Source organism: Streptomyces roseoviridis, assembly GCF_039535235.1.
Classification (GTDB): Bacteria; Actinomycetota; Actinomycetes; order Streptomycetales; family Streptomycetaceae; genus Streptomyces; species Streptomyces roseoviridis.
On record NZ_BAAAWU010000001.1, the window covers coordinates 1,068,961 to 1,095,191 of the forward strand.

Annotated in this window: 25 protein-coding genes and 1 pseudogene; 10 read left to right on the plus strand and 16 right to left on the minus strand. The window is 75.0% G+C overall.

Annotation, left to right across the window (positions count from 1 at the left end):
- Positions 1 to 123: 123 nt before the first annotated feature.
- Positions 124 to 1,077: a beta-ketoacyl-ACP synthase III gene (locus tag ABD954_RS04665; RefSeq protein ID WP_345484469.1), complete on the minus strand. Its 954-nt coding sequence runs from the start codon at positions 1,075 to 1,077 to the stop codon at positions 124 to 126.
- A 217-nt stretch (positions 1,078 to 1,294) separates the two neighbouring features.
- Here ABD954_RS04665 and fdhD point away from each other — a divergent pair, with 217 nt between their 5' ends.
- Complete coding sequence (fdhD, locus tag ABD954_RS04670) at positions 1,295 to 2,146, plus strand: formate dehydrogenase accessory sulfurtransferase FdhD (protein ID WP_345484471.1); 852 nt, start codon at positions 1,295 to 1,297, stop codon at positions 2,144 to 2,146.
- A 13-nt stretch (positions 2,147 to 2,159) separates the two neighbouring features.
- Here fdhD and ABD954_RS04675 read toward each other — a convergent pair whose 3' ends face one another.
- The 3 genes from ABD954_RS04675 to ABD954_RS04685 form a co-directional block, all read right to left on the minus strand.
- Positions 2,160 to 2,543: a (2Fe-2S) ferredoxin domain-containing protein gene (locus ABD954_RS04675; protein ID WP_345484472.1), complete on the minus strand. Its 384-nt coding sequence runs from the start codon at positions 2,541 to 2,543 to the stop codon at positions 2,160 to 2,162.
- Positions 2,540 to 3,061 (minus strand): isochorismatase family protein, encoded by a 522-nt coding sequence (locus tag ABD954_RS04680; protein ID WP_345484473.1) that lies wholly within the window; start codon positions 3,059 to 3,061, stop codon positions 2,540 to 2,542. Before ABD954_RS04680 ends, ABD954_RS04675 begins: the two co-directional genes overlap by 4 nt.
- A 1,053-nt stretch (positions 3,062 to 4,114) precedes the next feature.
- Positions 4,115 to 5,344, minus strand: a complete 1,230-nt coding sequence (locus ABD954_RS04685; RefSeq protein WP_345484474.1) for a bile acid:sodium symporter family protein — start codon at positions 5,342 to 5,344, stop codon at positions 4,115 to 4,117.
- A gap of 109 nt (positions 5,345 to 5,453) precedes the next feature.
- On the opposite strand from ABD954_RS04685, the gene ABD954_RS04690 reads away from it, so the two are divergent.
- From ABD954_RS04690 to ABD954_RS04700, 3 genes are all read left to right on the plus strand, one after another.
- Entirely contained in the window at positions 5,454 to 6,329 is an 876-nt protein-coding gene (locus ABD954_RS04690; RefSeq protein WP_345484476.1) for a LysR substrate-binding domain-containing protein, read from the plus strand.
- Between the two features lie 428 nt (positions 6,330 to 6,757).
- Positions 6,758 to 8,587, plus strand: a complete 1,830-nt coding sequence (locus ABD954_RS04695) for an AMP-dependent synthetase/ligase (RefSeq protein ID WP_345484477.1) — start codon at positions 6,758 to 6,760, stop codon at positions 8,585 to 8,587.
- Positions 8,588 to 9,021: 434 nt separating this feature from the next.
- The gene (locus ABD954_RS04700; RefSeq protein ID WP_345491965.1) at positions 9,022 to 9,816 is read left to right on the plus strand and encodes an aldo/keto reductase; all 795 of its coding nucleotides are present in this window, start codon (positions 9,022 to 9,024) and stop codon (positions 9,814 to 9,816) included.
- 35 nt (positions 9,817 to 9,851) lie between these two features.
- Here the strand turns inward: ABD954_RS04700 and ABD954_RS04705 are convergent, their stop codons facing one another.
- Both ABD954_RS04705 and ABD954_RS04710 read right to left on the minus strand, forming a co-directional pair.
- Complete coding sequence (locus tag ABD954_RS04705) at positions 9,852 to 10,853, minus strand: class I SAM-dependent methyltransferase (RefSeq protein ID WP_345484478.1); 1,002 nt, start codon at positions 10,851 to 10,853, stop codon at positions 9,852 to 9,854.
- A gap of 377 nt (positions 10,854 to 11,230) precedes the next feature.
- Complete coding sequence (locus ABD954_RS04710) at positions 11,231 to 12,187, minus strand: helix-turn-helix transcriptional regulator (RefSeq protein ID WP_345484479.1); 957 nt, start codon at positions 12,185 to 12,187, stop codon at positions 11,231 to 11,233.
- A 39-nt stretch (positions 12,188 to 12,226) separates the two neighbouring features.
- Between ABD954_RS04710 and ABD954_RS04715 the strand changes: the two genes are divergently transcribed.
- Together ABD954_RS04715 and ABD954_RS04720 are read left to right on the plus strand one after the other, a co-directional pair.
- Entirely contained in the window at positions 12,227 to 12,715 is a 489-nt protein-coding gene (locus ABD954_RS04715; RefSeq protein WP_345484480.1) for a hypothetical protein, read from the plus strand.
- Positions 12,712 to 13,284 (plus strand): hypothetical protein, encoded by a 573-nt coding sequence (locus tag ABD954_RS04720; RefSeq protein WP_345484481.1) that lies wholly within the window; start codon positions 12,712 to 12,714, stop codon positions 13,282 to 13,284. The genes ABD954_RS04715 and ABD954_RS04720 overlap by 4 nt, the downstream gene beginning before the upstream one ends.
- Here the strand turns inward: ABD954_RS04720 and ABD954_RS04725 are convergent.
- Together ABD954_RS04725 and ABD954_RS04730 are read right to left on the minus strand one after the other, a co-directional pair.
- Positions 13,271 to 14,017 carry a class I SAM-dependent methyltransferase gene (locus tag ABD954_RS04725; protein WP_345484482.1) on the minus strand — a complete coding sequence of 249 codons (747 nt, stop codon included), beginning with the start codon at positions 14,015 to 14,017 and terminating at the stop codon, positions 13,271 to 13,273. The two genes, ABD954_RS04720 and ABD954_RS04725, sit on opposite strands and share 14 nt — an antisense overlap.
- A 64-nt stretch (positions 14,018 to 14,081) precedes the next feature.
- Complete coding sequence (locus tag ABD954_RS04730) at positions 14,082 to 14,387, minus strand: 4a-hydroxytetrahydrobiopterin dehydratase (RefSeq protein ID WP_345484483.1); 306 nt, start codon at positions 14,385 to 14,387, stop codon at positions 14,082 to 14,084.
- Positions 14,388 to 14,489: 102 nt separating this feature from the next.
- On the opposite strand from ABD954_RS04730, the gene ABD954_RS04735 reads away from it, so the two are divergent.
- The gene (locus ABD954_RS04735; RefSeq protein WP_345484484.1) at positions 14,490 to 15,314 is read left to right on the plus strand and encodes a helix-turn-helix domain-containing protein; all 825 of its coding nucleotides are present in this window, start codon (positions 14,490 to 14,492) and stop codon (positions 15,312 to 15,314) included.
- On the opposite strand, the gene ABD954_RS04740 is transcribed toward ABD954_RS04735, so the two are convergent.
- On the minus strand, positions 15,304 to 15,720 hold the full coding sequence (locus ABD954_RS04740; RefSeq protein WP_345484485.1) for a hypothetical protein: 417 nt from the start codon (positions 15,718 to 15,720) through the stop codon (positions 15,304 to 15,306). The two genes, ABD954_RS04735 and ABD954_RS04740, sit on opposite strands and share 11 nt — an antisense overlap.
- Before the next feature lie 389 nt (positions 15,721 to 16,109).
- Here ABD954_RS04740 and ABD954_RS04745 point away from each other — a divergent pair.
- Positions 16,110 to 16,316 (plus strand): annotated as a pseudogene (locus ABD954_RS04745) (low temperature requirement protein A); the annotation flags it as partial.
- A gap of 171 nt (positions 16,317 to 16,487) precedes the next feature.
- On the opposite strand, the gene ABD954_RS04750 reads toward ABD954_RS04745, so the two are convergent.
- The 5 genes from ABD954_RS04750 to ABD954_RS04770 all read right to left on the minus strand — a co-directional run bounded on the left by ABD954_RS04750 (position 16,488) and on the right by ABD954_RS04770 (position 21,756).
- Positions 16,488 to 16,652 carry a hypothetical protein gene (locus ABD954_RS04750; RefSeq protein ID WP_345484486.1) on the minus strand — a complete coding sequence of 55 codons (165 nt, stop codon included), beginning with the start codon at positions 16,650 to 16,652 and terminating at the stop codon, positions 16,488 to 16,490.
- A 56-nt stretch (positions 16,653 to 16,708) separates the two neighbouring features.
- Positions 16,709 to 17,011: a hypothetical protein gene (locus ABD954_RS04755; protein WP_345484487.1), complete on the minus strand. Its 303-nt coding sequence runs from the start codon at positions 17,009 to 17,011 to the stop codon at positions 16,709 to 16,711.
- A gap of 160 nt (positions 17,012 to 17,171) precedes the next feature.
- A complete protein-coding gene (locus tag ABD954_RS04760) occupies positions 17,172 to 18,635 on the minus strand; it encodes an amino acid permease (RefSeq protein ID WP_345484488.1) in 1,464 nt (487 codons plus the stop codon).
- Between the two features lie 66 nt (positions 18,636 to 18,701).
- On the minus strand, positions 18,702 to 20,960 hold the full coding sequence (locus tag ABD954_RS04765) for a phage holin family protein (RefSeq protein ID WP_382746127.1): 2,259 nt from the start codon (positions 20,958 to 20,960) through the stop codon (positions 18,702 to 18,704).
- 391 nt (positions 20,961 to 21,351) lie between these two features.
- A complete protein-coding gene (locus tag ABD954_RS04770) occupies positions 21,352 to 21,756 on the minus strand; it encodes a recombinase family protein (protein WP_345484489.1) in 405 nt (134 codons plus the stop codon).
- Positions 21,757 to 21,956: 200 nt separating this feature from the next.
- Between ABD954_RS04770 and ABD954_RS04775 the strand changes: the two genes are divergently transcribed.
- Complete coding sequence (locus tag ABD954_RS04775) at positions 21,957 to 22,730, plus strand: MBL fold metallo-hydrolase (protein ID WP_345484490.1); 774 nt, start codon at positions 21,957 to 21,959, stop codon at positions 22,728 to 22,730.
- 34 nt (positions 22,731 to 22,764) lie between these two features.
- Positions 22,765 to 23,424 carry a DedA family protein gene (locus ABD954_RS04780; RefSeq protein ID WP_345484491.1) on the plus strand — a complete coding sequence of 220 codons (660 nt, stop codon included), beginning with the start codon at positions 22,765 to 22,767 and terminating at the stop codon, positions 23,422 to 23,424.
- A 138-nt stretch (positions 23,425 to 23,562) separates the two neighbouring features.
- On the opposite strand, the gene ABD954_RS04785 is transcribed toward ABD954_RS04780, so the two are convergent.
- Entirely contained in the window at positions 23,563 to 24,600 is a 1,038-nt protein-coding gene (locus ABD954_RS04785) for an MBL fold metallo-hydrolase (protein WP_345484492.1), read from the minus strand.
- A 241-nt stretch (positions 24,601 to 24,841) separates the two neighbouring features.
- Positions 24,842 to 26,089 (minus strand): aminotransferase class I/II-fold pyridoxal phosphate-dependent enzyme, encoded by a 1,248-nt coding sequence (locus ABD954_RS04790; protein WP_345484493.1) that lies wholly within the window; start codon positions 26,087 to 26,089, stop codon positions 24,842 to 24,844.
- Between the last annotated feature and the right edge of the window lie 142 nt (positions 26,090 to 26,231).

Below are 26,231 nucleotides of genomic sequence, written 5' to 3' on the forward strand. Positions count from 1 at the left end.
GCGGAGGGCTTCCGCGGCGGAGCGCCGCGGAGCGGACCCTCGCCGCGTTCGAAGCTAGGTCCGCGCCGCACCCCGCGCCACCGGGCTCGGCCGAACGGACCACCCGGCCGCACCGGCGGCGGCTCACGGCACCCGGACGACCTGCCCCGCGTACGAGAGGTTCCCGCCGAAGCCGAAGAGCAGCACCGGGGCGCCGGAAGGGAGTTCGCCGCGTTCGACCAGCTTGGACAGGGCGAGCGGTACGGAGGCGGCGGAGGTGTTGCCGGAGTCGACGACATCGCGGGCGACGACCGCGTTGACCGCGCCGATCTTCGCGGCGAGCGGTTCGACGATCCGCAGGTTGGCCTGGTGGAGCACCACACCGGCCAGCTCCTCGGGGGCAATTCCGGAACGTTCGCAGACCTGCCGGGCGAGCGCCGGGAGCTTCTGGGTGGCCCAGCGGTAGACGGCCTGCCCCTCCTGGGCGAAGCGCGGCGGGGTGCCCTCGATGCGGACCGCGTGGCCCATCTCGGGGACCGAGCCCCACAGGACGGGGCCGATCGCCGCGGTGGCGCCGTCGCCGGGCTCCGTGGCCTCGACGACCGCGGCGCCCGCGCCGTCGCCGACGAGGACGCAGGTGGTGCGGTCGGTCCAGTCGGTCACCTCGGTCATCTTGTCGGCCCCGATGACCAGCGCGCGGCGGGCGGCACCGGCGCGGATCGCGTGGTCCGCGGTGGCCAGGGCGTGCGTGAAGCCGGCGCAGACCACGTTGAGGTCCATGGTGGCGGGCGAGGCCATGCCGAGGCGGGCCGCCACCCGGGCGGCGGTGTTCGGCGAGCGGTCGATCGCGGTGGAGGTGGCGACGAGCACCAGGTCGATGTCGGCGGGAGTGAGGCCGGCGGCGGCGAGTGCCTTGCCGGCGGCGTGCGCGGCGAGTTCGTCGACCGGCTCCTCGGGACCGGCGACGTGCCGGGTGCGGATGCCGACCCGGCTGGTGATCCACGCGTCGCTGGTGTCGACGAGGGCGGCCAGGTCGTCGTTGGTGAGCACCTTGGCGGGCTGGTAGTGCCCGAGCGCGGCGATTCGTGTGCCCGTCATGCCCGGGACCCCCTAGGTGGTTCGATCGTCGGTTCGTTCGTACGGCAGGATCACCCAGTCTCGCCAGCGACTCATGGGTAACAGGTGACGTAAACCACCAAGATTCACCCGAAGCGCCTGTCCGACCGCGACAAGAGGACAATGGGTCGGTCAGGCCCCTGGGGGCGTTCCGCGGGGACAGCGACGTCCCGCACGGACAGAAACGAGTGCAGCGACGATGGGACGGGTCACCGAGCGACGACGTGTGGTGCGCATCCGGGGCGGGGCGGTGAGCGCGCGGCCGGACACGCTGGTGGCGGAGGAGCCGCTGGAGATACGGCTGAACGGCCGGCCGATCGCGATCACGATGCGCACGCCGGGCGACGACTTCGCGCTGGCGGCCGGTTTCCTGGTGAGCGAGGGCGTGCTCGCGGCGGCCTCGGACGTGCGGAACATCGTGTACTGCGCGGGGGCGACGCAGGACGGCTCCAACACGTACAACGTGGTGGACGTGCAGCTGGCGCCGGGGGTGGCCGTCCCCGACATCACGCTGGAGCGGAACGTCTACACCACGTCCTCCTGCGGTCTGTGCGGGAAGGCGAGCCTGGACGCCGTCCGCACCACGGCGCGCTTCCCCATCGCGGACGCTCCGCCGCTGCGGCTGGCGCCGGGCCTCCTCGCGGGGCTGCCGGACCGGCTGCGGGCGGCGCAGCGGGTCTTCGACCGGACCGGCGGCCTGCACGCGGCGGCGCTCTTCTCCGAGGACGGCGAACTGCTCGACGTACGGGAGGACGTGGGCCGGCACAACGCCGTGGACAAGCTGGTGGGGCGGGCGCTGCGGGAGGGCCGGCTGCCGCTGGAGCGGGCGGTGCTGCTGGTGTCGGGGCGGGCCTCGTTCGAGCTGGCGCAGAAGGCGGTGATGGCGGGGGTGCCGGTGCTCGCGGCGGTGTCGGCGCCGTCGTCGCTGGCGGTGGACCTGGCGGTCGAGACCGGGCTCACCCTGGTCGGTTTTCTGCGCGGGCCGGACATGAACGTGTACGCGGGCGAGCACCGGATCGACCTGGAGGCCGCCCCGGAGCCCGCCCCCTGACGGCGGACCGCCCTCAGTCGCGCGGCGGGTCGATCATCTGGAGTTCGAGGGTGGCCGGGGGCGGGGCGATGCCGGGGCCGCCCGCCGCGGTCCAGGCGAGGACCTCGTCGAGGCAGTCCTGGTCGGCGCTCCAGCCGATCCAGGCGGCCCGGCCGCCCCGGCGGCGGCCCTCGGTGGAGGGCTGCACCACGAGCACGTTGGCCTGGGCGCAGGGCCCGAGGCAGTCGCTGGTGCGGACGGCGAGCCGCCCGCCGGAGGCCGCGGCGGCCTCCTGGAGGCGGGCGAGCTGACCGGCGTGGTCCATGCCGGGGTTCTTGCGGGGATCACCGCAGCAGCAGCCGCGGCAGACGACCAGGGCGCAGGGGCGGGCCCCGTACCGTATCGGCACGCGGGTCACTCGGGGCCGCCGAGGGTGATCGCGCCGGTGGCGGCGACGGTGCCGAGGCGGGGGAAGTCCAGCTGGACGGAGGCGCGGTGCTCGTCGGCGGTGAGGGCGGTCAGGGCGTCCTCGGCGAAGACGAGGTCGTAGCCGAGGTCGGCGGCGGCGCGGGCGGTGGACTCGACGCCGAGGTTGGTGGCGATGCCGCCGAACACGAGGGTGGTCACGCCGCGCCCGCTGAGGAGCTCGTGGACCCCGGTGGCCTGGAACCCGCCGATCGTGCGCTTGACGACGACGTCGTCGCCGTCGTGGACGAGTTCGGCGACGAGGTCGCTGCCGGGCGGCTGGGTGTCGACGCCCGGCCGCTCGGTCCTGATGTGGACGACGGGCGCGCCGGCGGCACGGAAGCCGGCGGCGAGTCGGCCGGCCGCGGCGAGGACGTCGGTGCCGGGGCGGGGGGCGAGCGGCAGCGCGACGATGCGTTCCATCAGATCGACGAGGACGAGCGCGGTGCGGTCGGGATCGAGTGCGGGCATGGGAGCACCGTATCGGCCCCGATGATCACCTCGGGGTGGTCGGCGGTGTGATCCCGCCAACGAAGCCGGCGGGTCGGAGGGCGATACGGCGGGGCCGCGCGAGGACCCGTCGCGCTCGGCGGGTTCGAGGGGGCGGGGAGCTCGTCGTCGGCGCGGTCCGCGAGACGGCGGCAACGGTCGAGGGGCGCGGGCCGTGGGGAGGACGTGACGGCGTTCTCCCGCCCGTTACGGGAGGCGGGCGCCGGGCGGGCGCGGGGGCGGGGGCGGGGCGCGGCTGACGTATCCCTGTATCCCTCGGTCCGGAGGCCGTCGGGGACGCCGACCATGGCGTTCGGGGCGGCGGAGGGGCCGCGGCCGCGCTCCGCCGGGGCGAGGGCCCGCGTCCCGGCGGCAGGGGCGAGCGCGGCCTGTGCCACGGGGGGTGGCGGCGACGAGTCCCGGGAGACGGGTGGCCGCCGCACGGCTGCGGAGGTGGCGGGGTGGCGAGGGGAGGGGCGGGGCGGGGCGTGGGGGCACGGGCGGCCATGGCCGGAAGTCGGCGGTCCCGAGGCCTCCGACCCGGGGCGGGGATGGGTGGACTCCTCGTCAGGGTCGAGGCGAACGCAGGGAGTCCGGTGAGGCTGCGCCGTGCGGTGGGGCTCGCCCCACCGGCCACGGCGCGGCCCCGGCCTGATCTACCGCACCCCGCACCGCAGCGGACACGGAACCGACCTCGGGCCCCGGCCCGGAGCCGGCGTCGGCCCCCGGCCCGGAACCGGCGTCGGCCCCCGGCCCGGAGCCGCCGTCGGCCCCCGGCCCGGCCTACCGCACCCCTCCCCGCACCGCAGCGGACACGGAACCGGCGTCAGGTCCCGGCCCGGAACCGGCGTCGGCCCCCGGCCCGGCCTACCGCACCCCGCCCCGCACTGCCGCGGACGCGGAACCGGCGCCGGGCCCCGGCCCGGAACCGGCGTCGGCCCCCGGCCCGGCCTACCGCACCCCGCCCCGCACTGCCGCGGACGCGGAACCGGCGCCGGGCCCCGGCCCGGAACCGGCGTCGGCCCCCGGCCCGGCCTACCGCACCCCGCCCCGCACCGCAGCGGACGCGGAACCGGCGCCGGGCCCCGGCCCGGAGCCGACGTCGGGCCCCGGCCCCGAGCCGGCGTCGGAGGCTCGCGCAGACGCAGGCTCGGCGCAGCGGTCGCCGGCCGCGTCCCCGGCCGCGCCGGTTCCGTCCACGGCAGCGCCGTCACCGCCCACGGCCGTGCCGGTCTCCCCCGCCTCCTCCGCCTCCCCCGTCTCCCCCGCTGCCTCCGGGTCGCGGGAGCGACGGCGGGCGATCAGGGCGCAGACGACCAGCTGCATCTGGTGGAAGAGCATCAGCGGCAGCACGGCGAGCGAGGCATGGGCGCCGAAGAGGACGCTCGCCATCGGCAGGCCGGCCGCCAGGCTCTTCTTGGAGCCGGCGAACTGGATGGCGATCCGGTCCTCGCGGCCGAAGCCGAGCCGGCGCGCCCCGTACCAGGTCAGCGCCAGCATGACGGCGAGCAGCACGGCCTCGGCGACGAGGAGCAGGCCGAGCCGCGCCGGGGTCACGAGGTGCCAGACGCCCTGGGTCATGCCCGCGCTGAAGGCCGTGTAGACGACGAGGAGGATCGACCCGCGGTCGACGAGCCCGAGGACCTTCTTGTGCCGGGCGACGAACCCGCCGATCCAGCGGCGCAGGAGCTGCCCCGCCAGGAACGGCACGAGCAGCTGGAGCACGATCTTGACGAGCGAGTCGGCGGAGAGGCCGCCCGCGCCGTTGCCGAGGAGGAGCGCGGCGAGCAGCGGGGTGAGGAGGATGCCCGCGAGGGAGGAAAAGGAGCCGGCGCAGATGGCGGCGGGCACGTTGCCGCGGGCGATCGAGGTGAAGGCGATCGAGGACTGGATGGTGGACGGCACCAGGCACAGGAAGAGGAAGCCGTTGTACAGGTCGGGGCTGAGGACCGCCGGCACGAGCCCCCGCCCGGCCAGTCCGAGCAGCGGGAAGAGCAGGAAGGTGCAGGCGAGGACGGTGGCGTGGAGCCGCCAGTGCCGCAGCCCTTCCCACGCCTCGCGGGTGGACAGGCGCGCCCCGTAGAGGAAGAAGAGCAGGGCGACGGCTCCCGTGGAGGTGCCGTTCGCGACCGTCGCCGCCGTCCCGGAGGCGGGCAGCAGCGCGGCGATCCCGACCGTCGCGAGCAGCGCGAGGATGTACGGGTCGACCGGCAGCCAGGAGGGGATGAGGGGCCGACGGGGGCCGCGGGACGTGCGGGAGGTCATGGGTCCATCCTGGTGGACGCCCCGGCGATCGGGAATCCCGTACAGCGCACTGACTGTCATCACGGAACGCGATAGCCGTGTGCGCGGGCGGCCGGTAGCGTGGGCGGGCGTGTACGAGCCCACCCAGCTGCGCACCTTCCTGGCGGTCGCCCAGACCCTGAGCTTCACCCAGGCCGCCCGGCGGCTCGGGCTGCGCCAGTCGACCGTCAGCCAGCATGTGCGGCGCCTGGAGGAGGCGACCGGCCGGCCGCTCTTCGTCCGCGACACCCACGGCGTGGAGCTGACCGAGGACGGCGAGGCCATGCTCGGTTTCGCGCGCACGATCCTGGCGGCGCACGAGCGGGCGGCGGCCTTCTTCACCGGGACCCGGCTGCGCGGGCGGTTGCGTTTCGGCGCGTCGGAGGACTTCGTGACCACGCGGCTGCCGGAGATCCTGGAGGCGTTCCGGCGTGAGCACCCGGAGGTCGATCTGGAGCTCACGGTGGAGCTGTCGGGGACGCTCCAGGCCCGCCTGGAGGCGGGGCGGCTCGATCTGATCCTGGCCAAGCGGCGCGGGGACCAGGCGGAGCTGGGCGGTGAGGAGCTGGTCTGGCAGGACGTGCTGGTGTGGATCGGGGCGCCGCGCCTGCGGCTCGATCCGGACCGTCCGGTGCCGCTGATCGTCTATCCGCCGCCGGGGATCACGCGGGCCCGTGCCCTGGAGGCCCTCCAGGCGCAGGGGCGGGCGTGGCGGATCGCCTGCACGAGTTCGAGCCTGAGCGCCAACGTGGCGGCGGCGCGGGCGGGGCTCGGTGTGATGGCGCACACCCGCGGCCTGGTGCCGCCCGGTCTGGTGGAGCTGCCGGCCCGCACGGGACTGCCCGAGCTCGGTGCCGTCGACTTCGTCCTGCGCAAGGGGCGGCGGCGCGGAACGGCGCAGGAGGCGGTGGACGCGCTGGCGGCGGCGATCCTTGCGGGCGGCGACCGGCTGCACCGCCCGCGCTGACGCGGAACGGCACCGGCGCGGACGAGACCTCGCCGGACGGGCGACCGCGTGCCTGAGGCGGGACGGGGGCAGGAGCCGGTGCGACGAGCCGAAGACGAGCCGACGACGACCCACCACCGGCGCTGACGCGGGGCGCCGGCCCGCGAGCCCGGTGTGCTCACCGCGGCCCGCGCGCGGCCCCGGCCCATCCCCGGACGACGCCCGGGTGAGCGGTCCGTACAGATTCCGTGGAGATTCCGGCCTGCGGAACTTACCCGTGGTTCGGCAACGACCCCCGGCGTTCGCTCACTTGTCCGTTTTCCGGCCCCTGACCTGTGGATACGTGCAATGTCGCGGCTTGGTGAAGGTTCTCCCGCCGTGCCGCACCGTGGGGTAGGTTCACCGGCGCCGTGCGGAGCGCGACGTCGAACGGGGGAGGGAGCAGGTCAGTGCGCGAGTTCACCGTGCCGCCCGTCGAGGCGGCGCCCCAGGTCGGCGGTCTGGCGGACGCCGTGTTCGACCACGCCGAGCGGCAGCCGGACCGGGTCGCGCTCGGCCGCAAGGACACCGAGGGCCGGTGGCACGACGTGACGGCCGCGCGGTTCCGGGACGAGGTCCTGGCGCTGGCGAAGGGGCTGATCGCCCAGGGCGTGCGGTTCGGCGACCGGGTCGCGATCATGGCACGGACCCGTTACGAGTGGACGCTGTTCGACTTCGCGCTGTGGACGCTGGGCGCGCAGCCGGTGCCGGTCTATCCGACCTCCTCCACGGAGCAGGTGTTCTGGATGCTCCACGACGCCGAGGTGACGGCGTGCGTGGTCGAGCACGAGGACCACGCGATGACGATCGGTTCGGTGATCGACCGGCTGCCGAGGCTGCAGCGCCTGTGGCAGCTGGACGCGGGTGAGGGCGCGGTCGCCGAGCTGATGGCGGCGGGCGCGGACATCGACGAGGACGTGGTGCACCGGCACCGCAAGGCGGTGACGCCCGAGTCGGTGGCGACGGTGATCTACACCTCGGGCACCACGGGCCGCCCGAAGGGCTGCGTGATCACCCATTCCAACTTCATGTTCGAGACGGACATGCTGATCGGCCGCTGGGAGCCGGTCTTCCACTCCCGGCCGGGCGACGAGGCGTCCACCCTCCTCTTCCTGCCGCTCGCGCACGTCTTCGGCCGGATGGTGGAGGTGGCGGCGGTCCGGGGCGGGGTGAAGCTGGGCCATCAACCGGTCCTCGCCGCCTCGGCGCTGCTGCCGGACCTGCAGTCCTTCCGGCCGACCTTCGTGCTCGCGGTGCCGTACGTCTTCGAGAAGGTCTTCCACGCGGCCCGCCGCAAGGCGGAGGCGGAGGGGAAGCGGGGCCCGTTCGACAAGGCCGTGGACGTGGCGGTGAGATACGCGGAGGCGCTGGAGCACAAGGCGTTCGGCCTGGGGCCGGGGCCGTCGGCGGCGCTGCGGATGCAGCACCAGTTCTTCGAGAAGACGGTGTACGGGAAGGTCCGCGACGCGCTCGGCGGGCGGGTGCGGCACGCGATGTCGGGCGGCTCGGGCATGGACCGGCGGCTCGGCCTCTTCTTCGAGGGCGCCGGAGTCACGGTCTTCGAGGGGTACGGGCTGACGGAGTCCTCGGCGGCGGCGACGGCGAACCCGCCCGAGCGCACCAAGTACGGGACGGTCGGGCAGCCGGTGCCGGGGACGACGGTGCACATCGCGGAGGACGGGGAGGTGTGGCTGCACGGCGGTCACGTCTTCTCCGGCTATCTGAACAATCCGCAGGCGACCGCCGCGGTGCTGAACGACGGCTGGCTGGCGACCGGCGACCTGGGCGTCCTGGACGAGGACGGCTATCTGACGATCACCGGGCGCAAGAAGGAGATCCTGGTGACGGCGAGCGGCAAGAGCGTCTCGCCGGCGGGCCTGGAGGAGCGGGTGCGGTCGCATCCGCTGGTGGCCCAGTGCATCGTGGTGGGCAACGACCGGCCGTACGTGGCGGCGTTGGTGACGCTGGACCAGGAAGCGGTGGAGCACTGGCTGGCGATGCAGCACCGGCCGCCGCTGCCGCCGGCTGACCTCGTGCACGACCCGGCCCTGGAGACGGAGATCCGGCGGGCGGTCGTGGCGGCCAACACGCTGGTCTCACAGGCGGAGTCGATCCGCACCTTCCGGATCCTGGCGCATCCGTTCAGCGAGGAGCACGGACTGCTCACCCCGTCCCTCAAGCTCAAGCGGAAGGCGATCGAGGAGGCGTACGCGACGGAGGTCGACGCGCTGTACCGCTGACCGGCGTCGCCCCGGCCGCTCCACGGACGGCGCAGCCGGCGTGATCCTGTGGACCCGCGGGTGCGGGCCGCGCCTGTCGCCGCTGGGGGACGGCCGTGCGTGCCGGGGCGGGAGGCGGCCGCGTACGTGGGGGCGGATGCGGGTACGAGCACGGGGCCGGTACGGGAACGGGGCTCCGGCACACGGGCGGTCCCGCGTAGGGGCAGCGGTACGGAGCGGGGTCCGTCCCGGTCCCGGCCCCACGCCCACCGCCCCGGCCCCGGCCCCGGCCCCGGCCCCGGCCCCGGCCCCGGCGGTATTTTCTCCGGCTCTGCGGAATGCGACCGGGCCGGTGATCGTTGAGGCTGGGAGGAGTGAACCGACGACGTTAGGAACGACCTCTCGTGAGCACGGACAGCAAGGTCCCCTTCCTCACCCTGAACAACGACGTGCGGATGCCGCAGCTCGGCTTCGGCGTCTGGCAGGTGCCGGACGACGAGGCCGAGCAGGTCGTGACGACCGCCCTCGATGCCGGCTACCGCTCCATCGACACGGCCGCGATCTACGAGAACGAGACGGGCACGGGCAGGGCCCTCGCCGCCTCGGGGCTCCCCCGCGAGGAGCTCTTCGTCACGACCAAGCTGTGGAACACCGAACAGGGCTACGACTCGACGCTGCGGGCCTTCGACGCCTCGCTGACCAAGCTGGGCCTGGACTACGTCGACCTGTACCTGATCCACTGGCCCCTGCCGGCCAAGGACGCGTACGTCGACACGTACCGGGCCTTCGAGAAGATCCTGGCCGACGGCCGGGCCCGCGCCATCGGCGTGTCCAACTTCCTGCCCGAGCACCTGGAACGGCTGATCGGCGAGACCTCCGTCGTGCCCGCCGTCAACCAGATCGAGCTGCACCCGCAGCTCCAGCAGGCCGCCACCCGCGAGGCACACGCCCGTCACGGCATCGCCACGGAGGCCTGGTCGCCGCTCGGTCAGGGCAAGGGCCTCCTGGAGGTCCCGGCGATCGTGGCGATCGCCCGGAAGCACGATCGCACCCCGGCGCAGGTCGTGCTCCGCTGGCACCTCCAGGTCGGGAACGTGGTGATCCCGAAGTCGGTGACCCCCTCCCGCATCCGGGAGAACATCGACGTCTTCGACTTCGAGCTGGACGCCGAGGACCTGGCGGCCGTCGCCGCGCTCGACGAGGGCCACCGGCTCGGCCCGGACCCGGCCGAGTTCAACTCCGGCGCCTGACCCGCACCGGCCGCCTCGGGCCGGCTCAGGCCGGCTCAGGCCGGCTTGCGCGCCGTGTGGACGGTACGGGCGGTGAGCAGGTAGAGGTCCGGGCGCTGGTGCAGGGACAGCGGGTCGGCCTGGTCGAGCAGCCGGTCGACGGCGGCGCGGTCGTCGTCGGCCAGGCGCTCGGCGAGGCCCTCCCGCAGCCGCGCGTAGTGGGCGACGACCTGCTCGCGGACGGCGGACGGCAGCGGTGCCGGGACGTCGCAGAGGAAGCTGCGGGTGCCGCTCAGGGTGAGTCCGGCGTCGGCGAGGAGCGCGCTCCAGTCGTCGACCTCCTCCTTGGTGTCGGGCAGACCGGACCGCATCTCACCGAACCAGTCGGCGTTCGCCGCGTCGAGCCGGGCCTCCAGGCCGGGGCGGCCGACGCCCTGGTTCCACGGCAGGTGGCGGGAGGGCAGCCCGCCCTCGGCGAGGGCGATCAGACCACCGGGGTTCAGCACGTCGGCGAACGCGGCGAGAGCGGCCCGCTGGTCGCCGATGTGGTGCAGCGAGTTGCTGGCCCAGATGAGGTCGGCGGTGCCGAGGGCGCCGAAGTCCTCGGGCAGGTCGGCGCGCAGGGTGCTCACCCGGTCGCCGACGCCGCGGGCGTCCGCCCGCTCCCGGGCGAGGGCGAGGAGTTCGGGGGTGGCGTCGACGGCGACGACCTCGGCCTCCGGGAAGACCTCGGCGAGCAGGACCGTGACGACACCGGGCCCGCTGCCGAAGTCGAGCACCCGGCGGACCGGGGCAGCGGGGGTGAGGGAGGCGAGCCAGGCGGCGGCCTCTGAGTAGAGGGGGAGCTGGGTCTCCGCCTGCTGCGTGAGCAGCGGGGCGAGCCGCGCCCAGTCGACGTCGCCGCCGTCGTGGTGGCCGTGACCGTGGCCGTGGCCGGGGCCGGGTGCCTGTCCCGGGGCCTGAGGGCTCCGGCTCCGGTGGTTCCCGTGGCTCCGGTGGTCGTGGCTCTGGTGGTTCTGGTGGTCGTGACCCTGGAGGTCATGATCGCGTGCGCTCATGGGGACAGGGTGCGACGCCGCTCGGCCGCGCGCGAGAAAACTTGCCGGTCCGGCAAGCCATGCCCAACGCGTGGCCGAACGCGCTGGTCGACCGCGCCCGCGGTGCTCCGGGGGCTGATCCCCCGGACCCGCTCTCGACGCGGCGCTCAGCACGAACGCGCTGCTGTGACCGGTCCGGCGGGCCGCCGACTCGACGGCCGCGTCCGACTGCCGCGGCAGGTCGGCGGCGTGCGCCGGGCGCCGTCCGGTGAGGTACGCCAACGGGGGCTCCGCCCCGGTGGCCGCACCGGCGTCCGCCGCCGGGGCACCGGCTCGGGGCACCGGCCCGGCCCTCGGGTCCGGGCACTTTCCCGGGCCCCCACCCGGCGGGCGGCCCTTCAGGCACCGGCGTAACGCTCGGCCAGGGTCCGTACGGTGGCGGCGATCCGCTCCCGGAGGTCCTCGGGGGCCAGGACCTCCACTTCCGTGCCGAGGGCGAGGAGGGTGTCGTGGGCGTGGTCGGGTCCCTCGACGGGCAGGATGGCGCGGGTCCAGCCGTCGGGTTCGGGCGTGCCGTTCTCGGCGAGCGCGCGGGCGGCGGCGCCGCTCAGCCGGGTGGCGCCGCGCGGTGAGATCCGGACGAGCGCCTCGCCGCGGTGCAGCCGGGCGTGGAAGTCCTCCTGGCTCGCCCGCCAGTGCGCGGCGAGGTCGAAGTCCTCGGGGATGACGGCCTCTTCGTCGGTGACGGTGAGGTCGAGGATCTGGTCGACCCGGTACGTACGGGGTCCCGGGCCCGCGACCAGGTACCAGCGGCCCGCCTTGAGGACCAGGCCGTACGGCTCCAGGCGCCGGTCGACGTCGGTCGGTTCCTTCCATCGGCGGTAACGGACGGCGAGCACGCGGCCGCCGCGCACGGCGTCGGCGACCTGCGGCAGGAAGGGCGCCCCGGTGTCCCGGGCGTACCAGCCGGGGGCGTCGATGTGGAAACGGGCCCGCAGCCGGTCGACGTGCTCGCGCAGCGGTGCGGGCAGGGCGGCCCGCAGTTTCAGCCGGGCGTCGGCGAAGTGCCCGCCGAGGCCGAGCTCGTCGGCGGCGGCCGGCAGCCCCGCGAGCACCAGGGCCTCGGCCTCGCGCGCGTAGAGGCCGGTGAGCCGGTTCCGGTGACCGGCGAGCAGCCGGTAGCCGCCGCGGTGCCCGGCGTCCCCGTACAGCGGCACTCCGGCGGCGTGCAGCGACTCGACGTCCCGGTAGACCGTGCGGACGGAGACGTCCAGCTCCGCCGCGAGCTGGGCGGCGGTCATCCGGCCGCGGGTCTCCAGGAGCAGCAGGATCGTCACGAGACGGCTGGACTTCACTGACACAAGATGTCAGTGAAGTGTTCCTAGAGTCCAGCCATGGCTTTCGCAGAGAAGTACCTCCACGTCCTGGAGCCGGTCGTCGTCGGCGGCCGGCACGTCAAGCGCTACCACGTCACCGTCGACGCGGCCGGCATCGCCCCGGAGGTGGAGAAGGCGGCGTACGCGCTGCTGCCCGAGCTCCTCCCCGAGCCGGACGGCACCCCCGCGGCGAGCTTCATCGTGCTGCACCGGGGCGGCGACTCCGGCGCGTACCTCAACGTCTACAGCTGGGTGTGGGACAACGTGCTGCACTTCTCCGGCGCGGCGGCGGGCCAGCCGGCCCTCGACTGTCCTGACCTGGACCCGACGCACTTCGTGCGGACCGCGCCGGGTGCGCGCAACTGGATCGGCTGTGTGTGGGAGCTGGCCCCGCTGGGCCACGAGCGGGCAGCGTGGGTGCGGCACGTCCTGGCGCCCGAGACCCCGGACCTGGCCGGCTACCTCGGGGACTCGCTTGCCTCCGGCACGACGGAGGCGCGGGCGTGAGCGACGACGGCGGCAACGACGGTGACGGCCACGGCTTCGGGCCGGGGCGCGGCCGCGGATCGGGTGCCGGATCCGGCTTCGGGCCGGGTGCCGGATCCGGCTTCGGATCGGGCACCGGGTCCGGCTTCGGGTTTCTCGACGGCCGCTGGAGCGTCCGCAGCCGCCGGCTGGCCGACTTCCTCGACCCGGACAGCGGCTGGGAGGAGTTCGACGGGCACACGACGGGCCGGCTCTTCTGGGACGGGCGGGCGCATGTCGACGAGATCGTCTTCCCGTCGAAGGGGTTCCGCGGTCTGACGCTGCGCCTGTTCGAGCCGGAGACCGGGGAGTGGACGCTGAACTGGTCCCACAGCGGCACCGGAAGGCTCGATCCGCCGGTGCGGGGCCGGTTCGATCCGGACGGCACGGGCGAGTTCTTCGGTGACGACGCCTACGCCGGACGGCCGGTGCGGGTCCGGTTCGGCTGGTCGGGCATCACGGCCGACGCGGCGCGCTGGGAGCAGGCCTTCGCGCCGGCCGGTACGGAGGCGTGGGTGACGAACTGGGTGATGGACTTCAGCCGCGTCTGACGTAGCACACCAGCGGATACGCGGGGTCGGCGCGGGGGCGGTCCTGGTCCGGCAGGCCGGCGAGGGCGGCGCACAGGGCGTCGGTGTCGGCGGCGGTCCCCCGGAACCAGGAGGCGTAGTGGCCGCGGCGCAGCTTCTCGGCCGTGCCGCGCGGGGTGGCGCCCTGCCCGTGTCCGACGAAGGTGGTGCCGGGCGCCGGGGTCAGGCCGTGGGCGGCGGCGTACGCCGTGACGCGGCCGGCGTGGTCGGAGCCGGCGCCGGTCGCGCGGTGGGGGCGGAGCAGCGCGTCGACGTCGCTGCCGACGTCATGGGCGGCGTCCTTGTCGACGGTGGTGAGGAACACGCCGCCGGGCCGCAGCACCCGGGCCGCCTCGGCGACGATCTCCTCGGTGAAGGGCACGAGGTGCAGCAGCCACACGGCGCTGACGGCGTCGACGGATCCGTCCGGCAGCGGGAGCCGGCGGGCGTCGGCGCGCACGAGCCGGCCCGGGACGCGGCCGGCGGCGGTGCGCAGCATGGCGTGGGCGGCGTCGGCTCCGTAGACGGCCAGTCCGGGCCGGGCGAGGCGTTCGGTGACGAGGCCGGTGCCGCACGCGAGGTCGAGCAGGGTGCGGGTGCCGGGCGGCAGGAGCCGCAGCACGGCGTCGGCGGCGGCCTCGGCGCGTGGCACGCCGCCACGGGTCTCGTCGTAGTGCGCGGCCTCGGCGTCGTAGTCGAGAAGCGTCTCCCCCATGGCGGGGAGCATACGCCGGGGATCGTGCGCCTGGCCGGTGCCCGGTGTGCGCGGTGCGGTCCGTTCAGTTCGCCCCGTGGCCGGGCGCCACCGCGTCGACCCGCTCGGCCAGTTCGAAGTCCTTCTCGGTGAGGGCTCCGCCCGCCGAGTGGGTGTTCACCGCCAGGGTGACGCTGTTGTAACCGAGCGTCAGATCACTGTGGTGGTCGAGCTCCTGCTGGATCTGGGCGATGTGGACGACGAACGCGGTCGCGGCGAAGTGGTCGGCGAGGCGATAGCCGCGGGTGAGCCGGTCGCTGTCGACGGACCAGCCCGGCAGCTCGCGCAGGCGGTCCTCGATCTCCTTCTGCGACAGGGGCTGTGTGGGCACGTGGTGCTCCCTCCGGTCGTACGGCTGGTGGCGGTGGTGCGTGATGACGGAGCGGTCCCCGGGGAAAGGTACCCGGGTCCTCCTCTGGGATACCGTCTGCCCATGACAACTGTCGCGACCGACACGGGTGTGGGGCCCCTGCTGCGCGGTTGGCGCGAGCAGCGGCGGCTGAGCCAGCTGGAGCTGGCGCTGCGGGCGGAGTCGTCCGCCCGGCACATCTCCTTCATCGAGACCGGTCGCTCGCGGCCGAGCGAGGAGATGGTCCTCCGGCTGGCGGAGCACCTGGACGTGCCGGTGCGGGAGCGCAACGCCCTGCTGCTCGCGGCGGGTTACGCCCCGCGGTTCAGCGAGTCCCCGCTCGACGCTCCGGAGCTGGAGACGCTGCGCGAGGGGATCGAACGGCTGCTGCGGGGCTACGAGCCCTATCCTGCGCTCGTGGTGGACGGCTCCTACACGGTGGTGGCGGCCAACCGGGGCATCGAGATGCTGATGGCGGGACTGCCGGAGCACCTGCTGGCGCCGCCGCTGAACGCCATGCGGATCACGCTGCACCCGGAGGGCCTGGCACCGCGCATCCTCAACCTGCGGGAGTGGCGGGGGCACCTGCTGGCCCAGATGGAGCGTCAGATCGGGCTCGCGCGTTCGGAGGCGCTGCGCGCGCTGTACGAGGAGGTGGCGGCGTACCCGCTGCCGGAGGGGGCGGGCGGTCCCGGGGACCGGGAGGACCCGGAACCGTATCCGTACTTCGCGCTGCCGATGAGGATCGAGCACGACGGGCAGGTGCTGTCGTTCGTGTCGTCGATCTCCACCTTCAACACGCCGATGGACGTGACGGTCGCCGAGCTGGCCATCGAGACGTTCCTCCCGGCCGACCCGGCGACGGTCGCGTATCTGCAGGCCCAGCGGGAGCTCCCCCTCAACGGGTAGCGGCCCGCAGGGCGGTCCACTGGAGCAGCGCGAACCCGGCGACCGTGCCGGCCTGCATCAGCGTCCAGACCGTGCCGGCGGTGGTGGGCTCCAGCCAGGCGACGAGGGCGACGACGCTGAGCACGGCCCACAGCAGGTTGGCCTCCACGACGGCCTTGACGCCGAGGGCGGGGGGCTGCGTGCGGCTCGCGAGCCAGGCCACGCCGGCGGCGAACACGGTGAGGAACGCGCCCAGTTCGAGGAGCAGCCCGCGGTCGACGCCGAGGAACGCGCCGAGGGGCCCGGACGCGGCGAGGTAGGCGAGCCCGTTCCCGCCGGTGACGACGGCGTCGAGGGCGAGGAACCGCCGGACCATGGACCGCGGCTGGGCGGTGCGGGAGAGACCGGCGAGCAGGGTCTGGGACATGGTGGATCACCCTCCAGAGAGGTGCGACGGACGATCGGGGACCCGGCCCCCGAGCGGAGTGCGCCGCCCGGGAGCCGGTGACCCCGAGCATGCCGGTGCGCGGGGAGCGGGTCGATTACGCCGGAGGTAAGGCCGGGCCGTCGGTGCCGGCCGGGCCTTGGGGCGGGGGCGGGGGCCGTTGACTCCCCCGGGCACTTCGCCGAGCGCCACGGGCTGATCGTGGTGATCGCGCTCGGCGAGTCGTTCCTGGCGGTGGGCGTGGGCGTGTCCGGCTTCGAGGCGACCACCTGCCGCGGCCGGCGGGATGCCGCGCTGACGGTGACGGTGATCGGCGCCTGCGCGGCGGGCTGCTGCTCGCCGCCGGACTGTGGGCGCTGTACTTCCGCCGGATCGGCGAGCGCGCCGAACACCGGCTCGCGGCCCTGGGCGGCGACGACCGCACCCGCTTCGCGCGCGACGCGTACACCTTCCTGCACCTGCCGCTCGTGGCGGGCGTGGTGCTGTGCGCGCTCGGTATGAAGAAGGCCCTCACCCAGGTCGCCGACACGGGCCACTACGGCCTGGCCGAGCCCGTGCACGGGTCGGTGGCCTGGTCGTTGACCGGCCGGGTCGGCGTCTTCCTGCTGGGCGCCGCGGCGATCGTCCTGCGGTCCGCCGGGCCCCGCCCGGTCGGTTTCGGATCCTGGATATTGGATCCAAGCCGTGGATCCCCTACCCGGATCAGGGATCCGCCGTTCTCCGGCGGCGGATCCCTGGGGCCCGGCCGGTCAGTCCCCCCGGCCCTCCGGCTCGGCCGACCGCGTCGGTGCGGGGGTGCGGGCGGCGGCCGGTTCCTTCGGGTGGGCCGGTTCCGGGTCGGCGGCGCGGTGGTTCTGGCGGGCGGCCTCGGCGCGCAGCAGGGCGTTGAGGACGGCGAAGGGGTCAGCGGGCATGGCGAAGCTCCTCGGGTCGAGTGGGGGGTGACGGGGTGACGGAGAGGTGGGTCCTCTCAGCACCGCATCACCGTCGACCGGGGAGCGTCGCCGCGCTCGGACGGTACGGAGACCGGGACGGGCCGGCGGGCGGGGGCCGCGCGCCCGGGGACACGGGGCGGGGCGGGACGCCGTACCGAGCGGAGGGGCGCGGCCGCCTCGGTCTCGGCGGACTCGTGGGCCTCGGCGCCCGCGTCGGCCGTCGTGGAGACGGTCCGTGACTCGCCCCCGAAGGTGCCGGTCCCCGCGCCGGCCCCCACGCCGAGGAGCGCGGTCAGCACGAGCAGCACCGCGAGCGCGAACCGGGCGAGGGGCCTCATGGAGATCCGTTCTGCCCCGCACGGACCCGTGGGTGCAGGCCGGGACGGCAGATCCGCCCGGCCGGCCTACGCGCCGGACCCGCTTTTCACCACACCGGAGGCACCGGGAGGCACCCGGAGGCACGTGGGGTGCGCACCCGGGCGCGGCCCGCCTCGCCCCTCAGCCGGCGGTCGCCGCCGCGCGTCCCTTGCGGGCCGCCATCGCCGCGTACACCAGCACGCCCGCGAAGAGGAAGAGAACGCCCTGGTAGACGGCCGCGTAGCCGGAGCCGGCGACGAGCCAGAGGGAGAAGCCGAAGGCGGCGAGGGCGAGCACGCCGTCGCGGACGAGACGGGCGCGGGAGACCTTCTCGGACTGTCCGGACAGCAGGAAGTAGATCTGCGCGGCGGTGGAGAGCAGGTAGGGCACGGTGGCGGTGAAGGTGGTGACGAGCACGAGGATCTCGAAGACGCCCTTCGTGCCGGCGGTGTAGTTGTAGACCGTCAGGAGCGAGGCGAGGACGACGGTGACGAGGACGCCGACGGTGGGCACGCCGCGCCGCTTGACCGTGAAGACCTTCGGGAAGAGTCCGTCGCGGGCGGCGGCGTACGGTGCCTGGGCGCTGAGCAGGGTCCAGCCGTTGAGCGCGCCGACCATGGAGACGAGCGCCATGCAGGCGACGGCCGCGCCGCCCCAGGAGCCGCCGAACATGACGTTCACCGCGTCGGAGAACGGCGCCGTGGAGGTGACCAGCTTGTCGTGGGCGACGGTGCCGAAGACGGAGAGGGTGCCGAGGAGGTAGAGCGTGGCGGCGCCGAGGGTGCCGAGGACGGTGGCGCGGCCGACGTTGCGGCGCGGGTCGCGGACCTCCCCGGCGCTGACGGCGGCGGACTCGACGCCGAGGTAGCTGAAGAGCAGGATCGCGGCGGAGGCGGAGACCGCGCCGAGCGCGCTGCCGCCGGTCGCCTGGAAGGGGCCGAGGTTGGCGCTGTCGAAGAAGAGGAACCCGCCGATGGCGACCAGGAGCAGCGGGACGAACTTCAGGACGGTGGCGACGATCTGCACGGCTCCGACGTAGCGGGTGCCGGCCAGGTTGGCGAGCGCGGGCAGCCACTGGATCAGCAGGGCGGCGCCGATGGTGGCGGCCTTGGAGTCGTGGATCGGGACGAGGACGTCGAGGTAGCCGACGGCGGCGACGGCGAGGGCCGCGTTGGAGACCCAGGCGGTGATCCAGTACGACCAGGCCGCGAGGAAGCCGGCGAAGTCGCCGAAGGCGGCGCGGGCGTAGACGTAGGGGCCGCCGGTCCGCGGGAGGCGGTGGGCGAGCCGGCCGAAGACGAGGGCGAGGGCGATCGCGCCGAGGGTGAGGATGCCGAAGGCGACGAGGCTGATGGTGCCGAAGGGGGCGACGGAGGCGGGGAGGAGGAAGATGCCGCCGCCGATGATGTTGCCCATGACGAGGGCGGTGGCGACGGGGAGGCCGAAGCGCCGGGCGTGGCGGCTGTGCGCCGGCTGCTCGCCCCCGGCTCCGGGTGCCGCCGGTGCCGGCGCGGCCTCGGAGGAAGCAGCCTCGGAGGAAACGGCCTCGGACGAAGCGGCGAGGAGGGTCTCGGGGGAAGACGTGCTGGTGGGGGCCGTGCTCATGGGGGGTGGTGCGCCTCTCGTCGTACAAACGCACCCATGGTCCGGTAGCTGGGACGGCGCTCCAAATCACCCGTTTTTGTCCCGCACGGCGGGCCCGTCAACCGGAAGAAATGCTTCCGTGCGGCCGTTCGGCGGGGAAATCTCCAGGGGCACCTGAGGCCCCTGGCTCTCCCGCAGCCAGCCGCGCAGCACCTGGTGCACCTGTTCGGCGCCCGCCAGGTCCTCGGGCGGTGCCGTCAGCTCGCGCGGCCACATCAGGAACGGACGCGCCTGCTCGCCGCCGAGCCCGCCGTGCGAGCCGATCTGCTCCTCGAACGCGTGGACGGCACCGGTCTCGGGGTCGTACATCGAGTTGATCATGATGTCGGCGACGTGCGGGAAGCCGTCGGTGCGCCGCACCGCCTCGGCCGCGCCGGGCCCGAAGACGGCGAGCGGCCCGTCGTCCCCGTGGCCGCGCGCTCCGACCCGGCCCGTGTCGCCCGGCGCTCCGGCGCGGTCGGTGAGTTCCGCGACCGGCACCTCGACGCCGTCGCGGGCGAGCACCACCGAGCCGTGTTCCTCGCTCGCGACGAGCAGGAAGCCGATGCCCGGGTGCTGGGCGAGGGTGCGGAGGAGGGCCGGGTGGAGCCGGTCGATCTCCTCGCGGGTCATCCGGTGCGGCACGCCGGGGAAGGAGACGAGACCGAGGTTGCCCGAGGCGAGCACGAGCGGCTGCGGCGCGCGGGCGGCGGCCACGGCCGCCGCCTCGGCCTCGGTCTCGTCGCCGTGCGCGCCCTGGTCGTCGAGGGGCCGGTGCAGCGCGCTGCGGAGCGCGTCACGGGCGGCGTCCCTGCCCTCCGAGGCCGCTCCCCCGGACTCCGTCCGCGGGTGCCCCCAGGGCGTGCGCCGCACACGGCGCGGCACCGGAAGGCCGCAGCCGACCCGGACGAGGTCGCGCAGGCTGAGGCCGTACGCGGACTCGAAGGTCTCCCCCGGGCTCTGCCCGTGGTCGGAGAGCAGCACGATCCGGTACGGGCGGGGCGCGTGCTCGGCGACCCCGGCGATCAGCGCGATCGCCCGGTCGAGCCGTTCCAGGACCTGGTCGGTGTCGCGGCCCTGCGGACCCGAGTGGTGGGCGACCTCGTCGTAGGCGACCAGGTCGGCGTAGACGGCGGTCCGTCCGGCGAGGACGTCGCCCATCACGGCGGAGACGACCACGTCCCGTTCGACGACGGTGGCGAAGGCCCGCACGAAGGGGTAGAGGCCGCCGCGCGAGACCCGCGGGGACTCGCGGCGCAGCCGGGCCCCGGTCGACTGGATCATCTCGCGGAAGACCTCGGCGATGAAGGAACCCGCGGTGCGGACGGCGTTGGCGGGGTCGGAGAAGTACGCGAAGTAGCCCGAGCGCGAGCGGTTGCGCCGCCCCCGGCGGGCGGCCATCGACAGGACGAGGGCGAGCTGGTCGGCGCCGCCGCTGAACAGGTTGCCGCGGGAGGCGCCGTCGAGGGTGAGCAGCCCGCCGTCGCCGGTGCGCTCGACGGCACGGCGCTGGAGCTCGACGGCGCTCGCGGGCCGGTTGGAGACCATGAGCCGGCCGGTGTCCTTCTCGTACCAGCGGAAGGCGGGCACGTCCTCGTTGGAGCCGTGCAGGATGCCGAGTTGGCTGGCGCCGGTCTGGCTCGACCAGTCCGTGCGCCAGGAGGTGAGGGCGTGGCTGGTGGCGAGCCATGCGGCGACGGTGGGCATGCGGCCGGCGGCGACGGCGTCGCACAGCACCCGGTGGCCGACGCCGTCGAGTTGGAGGAAGACGGTGCCGGGGACGGGTTCGGTGCCGGGGGCGGACCCGGTGCCGGTGCGGGCGGTCCGGGGGCGCGTGCGGTCGGCGAGACGGTAGAGGCGGCGGCGGTAGGCGTCGTCGTCGCGGACGGCGAGCGCGGTGGAGGTGGCCGAGGCGACGGCCGACATCACGGCGGCGACCACGACGGCGGTCTCGGGGGCGGCGGCGCCGCGCCCGTCGGGGATCAGCCAGAGCGCGACGAGCATCAGCGAGCCATTGAGGAAGAACACCAACAGGCCGAGGACGAGGGCCGGTACGAGCAGCAGCGCCCGTACGATCAGGGGCCACACCAGCGCCCCGAGCAGGCCGAACGCACCCGCGCCCCAGGCGGCGGTGACGGCGGTCCTGGTGACGCTGTCGCCGTCCGGGGACTGGAGCTGGAAGTCGGGGAGGAGTCCGGCCAGGGCGAGCAGGGTGAGGGTGGAGACCGCCCACACCGTGATCACCCGCAGCAGGGTGCGGCCCGCACTCCGCCAGCGGGCGGGGATGCGCCCTCGCCGTTCAGCCACGCCTGGTTCACCTTTCACCCGATTCCTGCCCCCAGCGTGGCACAACGGCCGCCGCGCGGGGGCCGGCCGACGGGTGCCCGGCGGCGTGCGCCGAGGGCGCGCCGGGTGGGCGGTGGAGGCTGCCGTGGAGGTGTTTCGGGTCGCGTGACGGAGGGGCGGCGGGGTGTGCCGGGTGGCGTGGCGGACGGGTCGGCCGGCGTGACGGGTGGGCATCGCGGGCGAGCGGTGCGGCGCCGAGCGGTACGAGCCGGGCGGCGGGAGCCGGGTGGCGCGGGGCCGAGCGGCGGGAGCCGGGTGGTGCGAGGCCGAGCGGCGGGAGCCGGGTGGTGCGAGGCCGAGCGGCGGGAGCCGGGTGGCGCGGCAGGGGGCGCCCGCTTGCGCGACGGGGGCCTCAGGAGCCGTCGTACCCCGCGGTGGGCATGGAGAGCCTGCGGTGCACCACGGCCTTCATCGGAGCGTCGTACGCGGGTTCGTCGAGCCCCGCGGTCTCGAGCCGCACTCCGCGCCGCTCGCATTCGGCGAAGAACGCGCGCACGTCCGTCAACGCCCGGGCGAGCACGCGTTCGTTCGGGGCCACGAAGAGGTCCACCGCGCCTTCGTCGACGTCCGCCCACAGCGCCTGGTGGTCCGGCCTGATGCCGTAGCAGGACAGCTGCCTCGTCACCACGTACCCCTTGCCACGGGCCCAGCGGACGCACATGGCGTGCTGGCGGCGGGTGTCGACCAGGAAGGGGTCGTCGTCGAGCTCTTCGAGCGGGGTGAGGCTGGCGATCGCCGCCACCCGAACGTCGTCCATGGGGCGACCCTACTGCGTCCCGCCGCACCCGAGGAGTCTTTCGGTATACCAAGTGGGGTGCTCCGGCGAAGACCGGCCACACCCGCGCCGGCGTCTTCGGCCGCCGACGTTTCGCCACGTCGCGGGCCGGATCCGCGTTATGGTCGAGACGGCGAGCGGGACACGGACTCGGACACGGCGACGGAGAGGGCGGCGTTCCGGTGGAAGTCACCTGGTGGGGTCATGCCACCTGCACGGTCGAGGACTCCGGGGTCCGTTTCCTGACCGACCCGCTGTTCGCGCGCCGGCTCGCCCATCTGCGCCGCCGGCGGGGCGCGCCGCCGCCCGCGGAGGCGGCCCGCGCCGAGGCGGTCCTCGTCTCGCACCTGCACGCCGACCACCTGCACCTTCCTTCCCTGGCCCGGCTCGCCCCGGGCACCCGCCTGTTCCTGCCGTCCGGCGCTCCGCGTGCCGTACCGGCCCTGCGCCGGCTCGCCGACCGGGGGCTGCGGCTCACCGAGCTGGCGCCCGGCGACGAGGTGTCCGTCGAGGGCGTGACGGTACGAGCCGTCCCGGCCCGGCACGACGGGCGGCGGCTCCCGGTGGGTCCGCACCGGTGTCCCGCGCTCGGTTACGTGGTGGAGGGCGAGGCCCGCACCTACTTCGCCGGGGACACCGGCCTGTTCGACGGCATGGCGGAGGCGGTCGGCCCGGTCGACGTGGCGCTGCTCCCGGTGGGCGGCTGGGGCCCCTTCCTGGGCCACGGCCACCTGGACGCGGGGCGGGCGGCCGAGGCGCTGGCCGCGCTGTCGCCGGCCGCCGCGGTGCCGGTGCACTACGGCACGTACTGGCCGATCGGCATGGACGCGGTCCGCCCGCACGAGTTCCACTCCCCCGGGGACGAGTTCGTCCGGCACGCCTCCCGGCTCGCGCCGAAGGTGGCCGTCCATCTGCTCGCGCACGGCGAACGGGTCCGGCCGGAGGTGGCGCGATGAGGCCGGGGTCCGCCGCGCGCACGGAGGGCGCCCGGTGATCGACCGGCTCCTGGCAGCGGTGCGGGAGCTGCCGCCGGAGTCGACGCAGCAGGCCGTCGGCTACCCGTCCCTGTTCGTGCTGGTGGCGCTCGGCGCGCTGGTGCCCGTCGTGCCGACCGGCGCGATCGTGAGTTCCGCCGCGGTGGTGGCCTTCCACCAGACGTCGCCGTTCGCGCTGCTCTTCGTCTTCCTGGCGGCGTCGTCCGGCGCGTTCCTGGGTGACCTGGCGCTCTACTGGCTGGGCCGGCGGGGCGTCAGGTCCCGCAACGGCTCGCGCGGACTGGCGGCGCTGCGCGGCCGGGCCGCTCCCGAGCACCTCGCCCGCGCGCAGGAGCGGCTCGAGAGCCACCGGGTGTCGGTGCTGGTGCTGTCGCGCCTCGTGCCGGCGGGACGGATCCCGGTGATGCTGGCCTGCCTGCTGGCCGGGATGCCGCTGCGGCGCTTCGCGCGCGGCGATCTGCCCGCGTGCCTGGCGTGGGCGGCGACGTACCAGCTCATCGGCATCCTCGGCGGCTCGCTCTTCCCGGAGCCGTGGCAGGGCGTGGTGGCGGCGGTGCTGCTCACCGTCCTGGTCAGCGGCGTGCCGTCGCTGTGGCGGCGGCTGCGCGGCCCCCGCCCGGGCCCGTCGGCGCCGTCAGGGGGCGAGCACGCGTGAGGCACCGTCAGGGGCGAGCACGCATGAGGCACCGACGAGCACCCGTGAGGCGCTTCAGGGGACGAGCCCGCGTGAGGCACCGTCAGGGAACGAGCCCGTTGTGAGGTGCGTCAGGGGACGAGGACCCGTGAGGCACTGTCAGGGGACGAGCACCCGTGAGGCGCCGACCGGGAGGTCCCACAGGTCCTCGCGGGGCAGCCCGGCCGTCTCCCAGGCGGCCCGGACACGGGTGAGTGGTTCGAGGACGGGCTCGGAGGACAGCACGAAGGTGGCCCAGTGCATGGGGGCCATCCGGCGTGCCCCGAGGTCCTGGAAGGCCCGGACGGCTTCCTCGGGGTCGATGTGGACGTCGCTGAGCCACCAGCGGGGGTCGTAGGCACCGATGGGGAGCAGGGCCAGATCGATGCCGGGGTGGCGGCGGCCGATCTCGCCGAACCAGTGGCCGTAGCCGGTGTCGCCGGCGAAGTACGTCCGGCGCCCGGCGCGGTCGGTGAGCACCCAGCCGCCCCACAGGGAGCGGCAGGTGTCGAACAGGGTGCGCTTGGACCAGTGATGGGCGGGAACGAACTCGAAGCGCACGTCGCCGAGTTGGCACGCCTCCCACCAGTCGAGCTCGGTGACGCGGGTGAAGCGGCGGCGGGTGAACCAGCGGCCGAGCCCGGCCGGGACGAAGACGGGGGTGTGGCGGGGCAGGCGCCTGAGGGTGGGGGCGTCGAGGTGGTCGAAGTGGTTGTGGCTGATGACGACGGCGTCGATCCGGGGCAGGTCCTCCCAGCGGACGCCGACGGGGGTGATCCGGGCCGGGGTGCCGAGGATGCGACGGGACCAGACGGGGTCGGTGAGGACGGTGAGCCCGCCGATCCGCAGCACCCAGCTGGCGTGTCCGGCCCAGGTGACCGCGAGGGTGTCGGGCCCCGCCTCGGGCAGCGGACCGGGGGCGAACGGCAGCGACGGGATGTCCCTCAGCCCTTCCGGACCGGGGCGCACGGCGCCCTCCCGGGCGAGCCGGGCCATGGCGCGGACGCCGGGCAGCGGCGCGGTCAGCCGGTCGGCGAAGCTGCGCGGCCAGTCGTGGCGCAGCCGGCCGAGGGGCTGGAGCGGGGGCGCGGGGTGCGGGGCGTGGGGCGTGCGGGCGGAGTGTGGGGCCCGGGGCGGCTGTGCCGTCTGTTCCGTCATCTCTGCGGCCTCCGTCTGTTCGGCCGACCGCCGGTGGGGTCGGCCGTCGTCACTACCGTCGTCATTGCCGTCGTTGTTGCCGTCGTTGTTGCCGTCATTGCTGTCGTCGTGGCCGTCGTTGCTGTCGCTGCCGTCGTCGTGGCCGTCATCGCTGTCGTTGTCGCTGCTGCTGCCTCGCTGTTGCTGCCGTTGATGCTGCTGTTGCCCTCAAAGCGGTCGCTCACCCTCGTCATCGTCATCGTCACCGGGCCAGCTCGTCGAGGGCGGCTCCGAAGGAGCTCAACGCGTCGCTCACGTGGGGCAGTTCCTCGGGGCGCGATGCCGTGAGGGCCATGATCCTCTCTTCCTCGGTGGGGCCCAGGAAGGCCGCGGTGTCGAAACGGACGCGCAGTGCGCCCAGTTCGTCACCGAAGCGGTGGCCGCCGGGGACCGGGGTGCCGAGCCGTTCGGTGAGGTGGTTCTCCAGTTCCAGGGAGTCGGTGACGCCGCGGGCGGCGAGCCCGGCGCGCAGCGGACCGAGGTCGGCGTAGAGGTGGCGGCCGGCCTCCGGGGGCCGGGCGAGGGCGCCGACCGCGAGCACCGCGTGGTGGACGGCGGCGGCCACCCGCCCGTGCAGGTGGGCGGTGAGCCGGGCCCGTACGGTGACGTCCTCGGGTTCGTCGAGTGCGTGGGCGGCGGCGGGGGCGAAGGGACCGGGCACGAGGGCGCCGAGCGCCGTGAGGACGTCGAGGGTGCGGGGCCGGCGGTCGCCGTGGCCTCCGGGGCGGGCGGCGGCGGTGGGCGGGAAGCGCGCGACGGCGCAGGGCCAGGCGGCGGGGACGAGGGCGCCGGACAGGTCGGTGAGGACGGTGACGTCGTCCGGGCACATCTCGGCGGGGCTGAGCAGCACCGTCTCCTCGGGACGGTGCAGGGTGTCGCGCCACGTCTCGTCGCTGATGATGTGCAGGCCCTCGGCGACGGCGGCCTCGCACGCCTCGCGGACGAGTTCGGGCGGAGCGACGGTGGCGGTGGGGTCGTCGGCGACGGACAGCAGCAGCAGGCGGGGGTCGCCGCCTTCGGCGCGGACCCGGCGGACCGTCTCGAGGAGGGCGAACGGGTCGGGTACGCCGCCGCACTCGGCGGGCGTGGGCACGTGGTAGGCGGGGCGGCCCAGGAGCCGGGCCTGCGGGCTCCACCAGGCGGGGCTGGGACGGGGCAGCAGGAGGTCGCCGCCGTGCGCGGCGATGAGGGCGAGCAGCAGCGGCGGGGCGCCGGGGGCGGCGACGACGTCCTCGGCATGGGTGCGCAGTCCGCGCCGCCACCAGTAGCCGGCGGCGGCCTCGCGCAGGACGGGTCCGCCGCCGGGGGGCTCGGGGGCGGGCCGGTCGGCCGCGGCGGCGACGAGGGCGGTCAGTCCGGGCAGCACGGGAAGGCCGGGCTCCGGCGCAGGCGGCCCGTAGCGCACCGGGCCGCGGCCCTCAGGGGCCGTCCGCCGCACGTCCCGCCGCATGTCCCGGCCCTCCTCGCGCCCGCGCCGTCACCGGGGCGTCCGGCATGGGCGCCCCGGAGCCTTCTGCCCCCCAGAGCCCTTTATACGGACGTTCAGCGGAGTTCGCCGCTCGTGCGAGGGTGACGGGTGCCGGACGCCCAGG

What these genes read in the sequence shown, in the direction of transcription:
- ABD954_RS04665 (WP_345484469.1), bottom strand. Translation starts at nt 1,077, where the DNA reads ATGACGGGCACACGAATCGCCGCGCTCGGGCACTACCAGCCCGCCAAG.
- fdhD (WP_345484471.1), top strand. Translation starts at nt 1,295, where the DNA reads ATGGGACGGGTCACCGAGCGACGACGTGTGGTGCGCATCCGGGGCGGG.
- ABD954_RS04680 (WP_345484473.1), bottom strand. Translation starts at nt 3,061, where the DNA reads ATGCCCGCACTCGATCCCGACCGCACCGCGCTCGTCCTCGTCGATCTG.
- ABD954_RS04685 (WP_345484474.1), bottom strand. Translation starts at nt 5,344, where the DNA reads ATGACCTCCCGCACGTCCCGCGGCCCCCGTCGGCCCCTCATCCCCTCC.
- ABD954_RS04700 (WP_345491965.1), top strand. Translation starts at nt 9,022, where the DNA reads ATGCCGCAGCTCGGCTTCGGCGTCTGGCAGGTGCCGGACGACGAGGCC.
- ABD954_RS04705 (WP_345484478.1), bottom strand. Translation starts at nt 10,853, where the DNA reads ATGAGCGCACGCGATCATGACCTCCAGGGTCACGACCACCAGAACCAC.
- ABD954_RS04715 (WP_345484480.1), top strand. Translation starts at nt 12,227, where the DNA reads ATGGCTTTCGCAGAGAAGTACCTCCACGTCCTGGAGCCGGTCGTCGTC.
- ABD954_RS04725 (WP_345484482.1), bottom strand. Translation starts at nt 14,017, where the DNA reads ATGGGGGAGACGCTTCTCGACTACGACGCCGAGGCCGCGCACTACGAC.
- ABD954_RS04735 (WP_345484484.1), top strand. Translation starts at nt 14,490, where the DNA reads ATGACAACTGTCGCGACCGACACGGGTGTGGGGCCCCTGCTGCGCGGT.
- ABD954_RS04740 (WP_345484485.1), bottom strand. Translation starts at nt 15,720, where the DNA reads ATGTCCCAGACCCTGCTCGCCGGTCTCTCCCGCACCGCCCAGCCGCGG.
- ABD954_RS04750 (WP_345484486.1), bottom strand. Translation starts at nt 16,652, where the DNA reads ATGCCCGCTGACCCCTTCGCCGTCCTCAACGCCCTGCTGCGCGCCGAG.
- ABD954_RS04755 (WP_345484487.1), bottom strand. Translation starts at nt 17,011, where the DNA reads ATGAGGCCCCTCGCCCGGTTCGCGCTCGCGGTGCTGCTCGTGCTGACC.
- ABD954_RS04760 (WP_345484488.1), bottom strand. Translation starts at nt 18,635, where the DNA reads ATGAGCACGGCCCCCACCAGCACGTCTTCCCCCGAGACCCTCCTCGCC.
- ABD954_RS04770 (WP_345484489.1), bottom strand. Translation starts at nt 21,756, where the DNA reads ATGGACGACGTTCGGGTGGCGGCGATCGCCAGCCTCACCCCGCTCGAA.
- ABD954_RS04785 (WP_345484492.1), bottom strand. Translation starts at nt 24,600, where the DNA reads ATGACGGAACAGACGGCACAGCCGCCCCGGGCCCCACACTCCGCCCGC.
- ABD954_RS04790 (WP_345484493.1), bottom strand. Translation starts at nt 26,089, where the DNA reads ATGCGGCGGGACGTGCGGCGGACGGCCCCTGAGGGCCGCGGCCCGGTG.